At 63.2% G+C, this 7,573-nt stretch carries 7 protein-coding genes and 1 pseudogene; all 8 read right to left on the bottom strand.

Annotated features, from left to right (window positions below):
* Positions 1 to 167, bottom strand: a pseudogene (locus tag EOB59_RS36080) (NAD-dependent epimerase/dehydratase family protein); the annotation flags it as partial.
* Between the two features lie 23 nt (positions 168 to 190).
* Complete coding sequence (locus tag EOB59_RS08650; RefSeq protein ID WP_128288169.1) at positions 191 to 1,294, bottom strand: glycosyltransferase; 1,104 nt, start codon at positions 1,292 to 1,294, stop codon at positions 191 to 193.
* A complete protein-coding gene (locus tag EOB59_RS08655) occupies positions 1,291 to 2,385 on the bottom strand; it encodes a glycosyltransferase (protein WP_128288170.1) in 1,095 nt (364 codons plus the stop codon). Before EOB59_RS08655 ends, EOB59_RS08650 begins: the two co-directional genes overlap by 4 nt.
* Positions 2,382 to 3,512 carry a glycosyltransferase gene (locus EOB59_RS08660; protein WP_128288171.1) on the bottom strand — a complete coding sequence of 377 codons (1,131 nt, stop codon included), beginning with the start codon at positions 3,510 to 3,512 and terminating at the stop codon, positions 2,382 to 2,384. The genes EOB59_RS08655 and EOB59_RS08660 overlap by 4 nt, the downstream gene beginning before the upstream one ends.
* Before the next feature lie 2 nt (positions 3,513 to 3,514).
* Positions 3,515 to 4,576: a glycosyltransferase family 4 protein gene (locus tag EOB59_RS08665; protein ID WP_281061717.1), complete on the bottom strand. Its 1,062-nt coding sequence runs from the start codon at positions 4,574 to 4,576 to the stop codon at positions 3,515 to 3,517.
* 23 nt (positions 4,577 to 4,599) lie between these two features.
* Positions 4,600 to 5,892 carry a TIGR04295 family B12-binding domain-containing radical SAM protein gene (locus EOB59_RS08670; RefSeq protein ID WP_127320997.1) on the bottom strand — a complete coding sequence of 431 codons (1,293 nt, stop codon included), beginning with the start codon at positions 5,890 to 5,892 and terminating at the stop codon, positions 4,600 to 4,602.
* Entirely contained in the window at positions 5,889 to 6,962 is a 1,074-nt protein-coding gene (locus tag EOB59_RS08675; RefSeq protein WP_128288173.1) for an NAD-dependent epimerase/dehydratase family protein, read from the bottom strand. Before EOB59_RS08675 ends, EOB59_RS08670 begins: the two co-directional genes overlap by 4 nt.
* The coding region (locus EOB59_RS08680; protein ID WP_128288174.1) for an NAD-dependent epimerase/dehydratase family protein at positions 6,959 to 7,573 on the bottom strand (615 nt) is incomplete at its 5' end. The genes EOB59_RS08680 and EOB59_RS08675, both read right to left, overlap by 4 nt.

A 7,573-nucleotide genomic window follows, 5' to 3' on the forward strand; every position in this document is an offset into this window, starting at 1 on the left:
TCCATGATCGAGATGATGTTTTCCATGCGCCCTGTCAGGAAATTGTCGGCGCAGATCACGCGCCAGCCATCGCGGAGCAATGCTTCGCAAAGATGCGAACCGAGGAATCCCGCACCGCCGGCGACAAGCACTGCCTTTGCCCTTTGCGCGTTTCTTTTTTGTCGCATCGTCGTTTTCTCCTGTATGCCGGTCATGCTGCGCTTCCGATGTCGAAATCGAGGGCCGCCGCCCTTGGCTGTGTCAACGCCGTCACGAATTCGCGGGCCCTGGCCGCACCGGTGTGGGATGCGAGGACGCGTTCGCGGGCCCGGCGGGCCATGGCGAGGCGTGTGCGCTCGGACTCGCCGAAGAGGATTTCGATGACATCGTCCGTTTCCCCGGCGGTGTGGATCGCCGATGCGGGAAAGAAGCTGTCGAGCCCTGGCCAGCGATCGCTGATGATGGGCGTGCCGCAAGCAGCCGCTTCGAACAGGCGCACACTGGGCGACCATCCGGCAGCGATCATGGAACTGCGTGTGACGTTCAGCGTGTAACGCTGACGGCTGTAGAACGCGGCATGATCGGCCGGCGGCAAATGTTCGATGCGTTCGACATTGTCCGGCCAGATGATGTCGGATGGGTATTGCGAGCCGGCTACGACGAAACGGCGGTCCGGCATATGCCGTGCTGGTTCGAGCAGCAGCGCGTTCAGCGTTGCCTGCCGGTCGGCACTGTAGGTGCCGAGATAGCCGAGATCCCAGCGGATCGGATCGCCGGTCCGGTGGTGCCGTTCCGGGTCGACCGAGCAGTAGAGCGGTTCGGCGCGGCGCGCGCCGAACTCCTCCACCAGACGGCCAAGCATCGGCCCGCCGGTGAACGAGAAGTAGACGTCGAAATACGGAATCTGCCGCCAGCTCAGGTAATCGCAATCATCGGCTGAAAGCTGCGCCACGGTTACCGGCGTGTCGATGTCGTAGAAGCAGAAGCGCCCCTTGCAAAATGAAGCGACGATGTCGATGACCACGCGCCCTTCCGGCACGAACGAGCCGATGACGACGATGTCGGCCTGCTCCAGGCACCGGGCGTAGTTGCGTTGCAATTCCGCAGTGGTTTCGTAGTAGCGCAAGGCGCAGAAATCCGGATCGCGCAGATCGCGGTGGTTTGCGTACCACGGCACGTCGCGCTCCAGAAAGGTCACGCGGTGGCCGAGTTCGTGCAGACCTTTCAGCAGGCCTCGAAACGTCGTGGCATGGCCGTTTCCCCAGGACGAGGACAGCGACAGGCCGATAAAGACGATGTCCAGTTGTTTGGTCATTCCGCTGCCTCCACGGTCCCCTGCTCGAAATGACGTTTGAAGACAGCATCGGCCACGTCCGCCCGCAGCGCGTAGGTATGGTCGGCCAGCACGCGGCGAAGTGCGGCCTTGCCGATTGCCTTTGCCCGACTGGAGGTCAGCGAACGCATGATCTCGGCGACATCGCCGCCGTCGCGTGCCACCAGGATCTCCTCGTCTGGTTTCAGGAACAGTTCCACGCCCAGCCATGCGTCGGTGATGAGGCAGGCACCGGCGCCGGCCGCCTCGAAGACACGCGTGGCCGGTGAAAAACCGTTTACGGCCATGCTGTCGCGACTGATGTTCAGCACTGCCTTGGGTGTGACGTTGAAGGCATTGTGATCGCGGGTGCCAACGTGACCAAGCCAGCCGACATTGGCGGGAAGCGGCTTGTCCCCCCAGCCCGATCCACCGAGCAGAAAGCGCTGTTTCGGCAACTGGCTTGCGGGATCGAGGAAGAATGCTTCGACACGCGCCTCACGATCCGGCAGCCGGTTGCCGAGGAACGCCAGATCGCAAGCGAAACGCGCATTGCTGGCGACCGGGTGATGCGTTTGAGGATCGAGCGCATTGTAAATCGGCACGCATTCGTTCGCCCCCATGGCACGGTAGGCCCAGACGACGGGGTCGCCGCCGCCATAGGTCAGCACAAGGTCGATTTCTTGCAGGGCGCCATGGAGCGGATGGTCCGGTTCGTCGCGCAACTGGGCAAGGGTTGCCGGAGCGTCCACGTCCCAGAATACCACCAGCGCGTCGCTGCGGGCATGGTCGAGAACGGCGCGCAGCAGCGCCTCGTCCTCGAAACCGACGCCACTCGCCTTGACGACGATGTCGGCGCTGGCGGCGCGTGCCGCGACCTGCATCAACGCGTGCTGGGTCGCTTCATAAACGACCACAGTGCACCAGTCAGGGGCCTCGATGTCGCGGTTCTTCTGCCGGTCGTAGACGTCGGGCTCATAGAAGGTGATTTCGTAGCCCAGTTGGGCAAGCGCCTTCAGCAAGCCGCGATAGTAGGTCGCGGCACCGTTCCAGTAGGACGACAAGAGGCTCGATCCATAGAATGCCATCTTCATGCGGCGGCTTCCTTTGCGGTGGTCTTGTTGATGGTATGTTCGGTTGTGCATTCCATGAGCACGCCGAACAACTCGTCGACGCGGTGCTGGCAGGTGTGCCGCGAGCGGATGGTCTCGAGACCCGAAGTCACCAGGGAAGCCGCGAAATCCGCATCGGCCAACACCGCCCGCAGGTGTTGCCGCATTTGCGAGCCATTGTGGGCGAACAGGAAGTCGACGCCGGGCCTGAACAGCTGCTCGACATCGGACCATGGTGCTGAAATCAGCGGAATGCCGCAGGCGAGTGCCTCGAACATGCGGATCGTCGGAATTCCAGGCAAACCCTCACGATAGGGGCGCCGCGGGATGTGGACGGTGACACGATGCGCGGCGAACGCCTTCGGCACGTCGGCATTGGCGATCCATCCGTCATAGCGCAGTCCGGCGGTGGCCAGATCCGCAAGTGCGGGCTTGGGGTAGCGTACGCCGTGCACGGTGGCATCGAGACCGAGATCGCGCACCGGCTTGATCAGAAATTCCTTGAGTTCGGCGGTCCGCTCATCGTCGCCCCAGTTTCCAATCCAGACCAGATCGGACGTGGGGTGGATCTCCGGGTGTGGCTTGAACAGGCGATCGTCCGCGGCTTCATGCCAGGTGAAGACGCGCTTGCCCCAGCCGGCGCGCAGATAGCTCTCGCGCAAGGCCTCGCCAAAGGCGAGAACGCCGTCATAGTGCTCCAACCGCAGCGCCGAGATTGCCTCGGTCGCCGATACCGCCCGGTGGTGGGTGTCATGAAACAGAAGGATGAAGTTGCCGCCAGCGGCCCGGGCACGGCCGATGCGTGCGACAAGCTCCGGATCCGTCCACTCATGAACGATCACAACGTCGGCCTCAGCGATCCAGGCCTCGTGATCGAACCCGGCATCATAGGTCACCGGCATTAGTTCTGGGAAATCCTTGCGGAAGCGTTCGATGGCGAAGGATCCCTTCTCAGCCAGCAGGTTCGAACGGCTCCAGCCGTCGGACGGCTCCAGCGCGACCGCCTGGTGCCGGCGCGCGACCAGTTCCCGCATGATACCGCGCAGGAAATGGGCATTGCCGTGGTTCCAGTCGGAAACGACCGAGTGGGTGTAGAACAGAAAGCGCATGGTCAGCGCCCCGCCATGGCCAGGGCCGCCTTGTCGTAGACGCCTCGCATGGCCGCCGCTTGCCTGGCCAGTGTAAACCGGCGGCTTCGTCGCATGGCTGCCTGACCGAGCTCTCGCCTGAGCTCGGCATCAGTGGAGAGACGATTGAGGCAGGCAGCGAGGTCGTGCGAATTGCGCGCGTCAAAGAACATCGCGGCCCCGTCCCATAGTTCGCGATAGGTTGCGATGTCGGAAAGCACCAGGGGCGTCGCCGACATGGCAGCTTCCAGCGCGGCCAGACCGAATGGCTCATAGATTGATGGCGACACGAAAATGCCGGCGCGCGCCATCAAGGAGCGCACCTCGTGAGACGGCAGTGCTCCCAGAGGAACAGCATAGCTGAAGCTGGTACGCCCGCCGTTGGGACCGTGCATCGAACCGGCGGCAAAAACGGGCCATTGCGTCAGCGACGCGGCCTGGTCGATCACCGCCGCATTCTTGCCCTCGTCCCACCAGCGGGCAGCGGCGAAGACGAGCGGTTGGCGCTTTTCGGTCTTCGGCACCGGACTTGCACTATTTCCGACCACACTCAGACGCGCGATCGGGCCATAGCAGGTCTCAAGCATGTCGGCATGGCTGCGGCTCGGCACGATGACTGCGTCGGCCCGATCCAAGCCGCGCCTGTTGCGCTCCTTCTGCCAGGCCCATGCGCCATCCACCGCCTGTTTCCTGACGGCGTGGAACCATGTCGTCACGCAGGAATGGGAGACCACCACGGCTGGGCATGGCGCATCGAATCCCGATGCCTGCGTCGGCGCGTTGAAATGGACTAGGTCAATGGCGTGGTCGCGCATGGGCGCAAGCAATTCCCGCGGCAGCGCGTCGAGGTCGCCGCCGCTGCTGGTCATCCAATCCGGCGGCGTATTCAACCAGATCAGCGTCGTGAAAGCCTCCGCCTCCTCGGCCTGCTGCCTTGACGGTTGCGGACCGAGGCAGGCAAGCACCACGCTGTCGCCGCCGTTCACAAGTTCCCCTGCCAGATCAAGGGCATAGCGCCATACGCCGCCCACGGCATCGACGGTCATCAGGATGCGCCGCGAGCGCGGCGTCAGTGTCCGCAACATGTCGCCTCCAGTTCCGCCAGCGGCCGCGGCCGCCTCTCCTGGATGTCACTGAATTTCTGGAAAGATGCGAGGTAGTGGTCATGGGCGCGTTCCCAAGCAAGGTCGTCGGGTTCGCCCCAAAGCTCGCGGTAGCTGGGCGAACTCGGATACGGATAAAGCGGCACAGGTTCGTTGGCCCATACGCCGTGGTCGATCAGGTGGGTTCGCCAGTGCTCGACCAGGGCGGGATCATCCTCGACCACGCCGATCAGATTGGCCTGAACGAATGGAACGTGACGTCTGGCGTCGACCAGCAGCGCGGCGAGTTCCTCGGTACCCAGCCGGCAGCGCTTGGCCAGCATTGCCCGACCTTCGACGGTCAGGCTTTCGAGACCGGCCTCGATGGAGACGCAGCCTGCGGCGCCCAGCAATTCCAGCAGCTCGGGCTTCCACAGATCGATGCGGGTCTGTACGCCGAATTTCACATCGCGATCGACCAAGGCTTCCAGCAACGCTTTTTGCGGCAGGAAGATCTCGTCGATGAAGTAGATGTAGCCGACACCTTGGGCAATCAGCCGATCGATCTCCGCTACCACCGCTTCGTGGTTTCGACGGCGATAGGCATCACGGAAATCGATCTTGGCGCAGAAGCTGCAATTGTAGGGACAGCCGCGCGATGCCTCGACTTCCGCACCGAACCCCACCTGATTGTCATCGAACCTGTGATGGTGGTGCGAATGGGCTGCGATCCAGTCCGCTGGCCATTCGAGTGGCGGATGATCGACAAACGAGCTGGCGTGGACGCCTCCGTTCGAAACCACCCTGGCATCCCGCAGATAAGCGGTTGAGGGCACGGCGCTCCAATCATCGCGCCGGGCAAGTTGCTCGACGACTTCTTCACATTCGCCGCGCACGACGATGTCGACGCCGAGCTTGCGCAAGGTCGGCGCAGGCGTCGCCGAGCCGTGCGGCCCGACCGCGACCGTGCGTCCACCGCGCCCGGCGAGACGGTTGAGGAAATCGGCCGGCACACGCAATTCCGGCGGTGCGCAGCGCCAGAACAGATAGGTCGGGGCGGTACTGACGACGGTCATAGCCGGGGCGAAATCAGCCACCCGCTCGCAGAGACCGGAATTATCGAGCCTCTGCAACTGCCCATCCAGCATCAGCACCTCATGTCCGGCGGCTTCGAGCAGGGCCTTCGAATAGCCGAGTTCCAGCGGCAGATGTGGTTGGCGGCAGCCGAAATAGATGCTGTCGTCGTAGGTCCAGAATGGGTTTACCAAAGCGATTTTCATGCGACGTACCTCACGGCTTCAGGGGGAGGCTCGAGCCGATGGCGCTGCAGCCAGTCGGCGAGGTCGCGGACGCCTTCGCGCCATGAAACATGGGCCATCCAGCCAAGCGCGGTTTTGATCTTGCGGGTGTCGGCGACGAAGAAGGGCTGGTCGCCGGTGCGTTCCCCATCATGGCGGATTGAAAGCTCATGGCCGGTCAGGCTATGAATCTCGCTCAACAGCCTGCGCAGGCTGACCGCATTTTCCGGGCCGCCGCCAAGATTGAATGCTTGGCCTTTGATGGTCTCGATGCGATCGAGCACGGCCCTGTAGGCGGCAACGGCATCGGAGACATGCAGGATATCGCGCACTTGCCTGCCGTCGCCGTAAATGGTGATCGGGCGTCCCGTCAGCGCGCTGAGCAGGAAGTGCGCGACCCAGCCCTGATCCTCGGTTCCGAACTGGCGCGGTCCATAGATGCAGCTCATCCGCAGCACCGCCGTCGGCATGCCGTAAGATTTGGCATAGTCGAGCACATACTGATCCGCCGCGCCTTTGGAGCAACCGTAGGGCGTGCAGAAGTCCAGGCCCCGAGCCTCATTGATGCCGTGCGCCTGGATGACGCTGTCGCAAGGCACATAGCGATCGCCGTCCTCGCGGACCGCGACGTCAGGCAGGCTGCCATAGACCTTGTTGGTGCTGGCGAAGATCACCGGGATACGCTCGCCGCTCAGTCGTGCCGCCTCCAGAACGTTGAACGTTCCCCGAAGGTTGATGTCGAAATCCTCGCCCGGCTGGACCAGGCTTGTGGTGACGGCGGTTTGCGCGGCCAGATGGAAAATTGCCTTCGAAACCATCAAGACAGGCGCCAGGGCGTTGGCGTCTCGCACGTCGACCGTCTCCACCGTGAGGCGACCGCCGTGTTTTTGCGCCAGCCATTCAAGGTTCTGCTCGACGCCCGGACGGCTGAGATTGTCGATCACCAGTACCGGCTCGCCATCCGACAACAGGCTGTCGGCGAGGTTCGATCCTATGAAGCCGCTGCCGCCGATGATGGCGACCGGCGCGTCGCGTCGATTGCGTGTGTTCATGAGACCAACCCGCGTTCTTCGAGCTCGCGCTTCATGTCGGCGCCGCGGTCGACGGCGGACGTGTTACGCACCCAGGAAACGAACTCGCCGAGCGAATTCTCCAGTTGCCGCACCGGCTCGAAACCGAGCAGCTCACGGGCCTTGGAAATATCAGCGAAGCAGTTGCGGATATCGCCGGAGCGGGCTTTGCCGAGCAGTTCCGGCGAGCGGTTCGGTGTCCCCATGGCCTCGGCCAGCAATCGCGCGACTTCGCTGATCGCGTAGGCGCGGCCGCTGCCGATGTTGATGACATGACCCTTTGCCTGGCGTTGCTGCAGAGCAAGGCGAAAGGCGCGGGCGACGTCCTGCACATGGACGAAATCGCGCTTCTGTTCGCCATCCTCGAAGATCATTGGCCGTTGGCCGTTGGCGAGACGCGAAGCGAAGTTGGCCAGCACGCCGGTATAGGGATTCGACAACGCCTGGCCGGCGCCGAAGACATTGAACAGGCGCAGCGCGACCGCATCGATGCCATAGGCCTCGCCGAAGATCAGCACGGCGCGTTCCTGGGCGTATTTTGTCAGCGCATAGATGGAGGCGAGATCGACCGGCTTTTCTTCGTCCGTCGGCAG

Source organism: Mesorhizobium sp. M7A.F.Ca.MR.176.00.0.0 (genome assembly GCF_004023165.1).
In the GTDB taxonomy this organism is placed as follows: Bacteria; Pseudomonadota; Alphaproteobacteria; order Rhizobiales; family Rhizobiaceae; genus Mesorhizobium.

What these genes read in the sequence shown, in the direction of transcription:
- EOB59_RS08660 (WP_128288171.1), bottom strand. Translation starts at nt 3,512, where the DNA reads ATGCGCTTTCTGTTCTACACCCACTCGGTCGTTTCCGACTGGAACCAC.
- EOB59_RS08675 (WP_128288173.1), bottom strand. Translation starts at nt 6,962, where the DNA reads ATGAACACACGCAATCGACGCGACGCGCCGGTCGCCATCATCGGCGGC.
- EOB59_RS08670 (WP_127320997.1), bottom strand. Translation starts at nt 5,892, where the DNA reads ATGAAAATCGCTTTGGTAAACCCATTCTGGACCTACGACGACAGCATC.
- EOB59_RS08655 (WP_128288170.1), bottom strand. Translation starts at nt 2,385, where the DNA reads ATGAAGATGGCATTCTATGGATCGAGCCTCTTGTCGTCCTACTGGAAC.
- EOB59_RS08665 (WP_281061717.1), bottom strand. Translation starts at nt 4,576, where the DNA reads ATGACCGTCGATGCCGTGGGCGGCGTATGGCGCTATGCCCTTGATCTG.
- EOB59_RS08650 (WP_128288169.1), bottom strand. Translation starts at nt 1,294, where the DNA reads ATGACCAAACAACTGGACATCGTCTTTATCGGCCTGTCGCTGTCCTCG.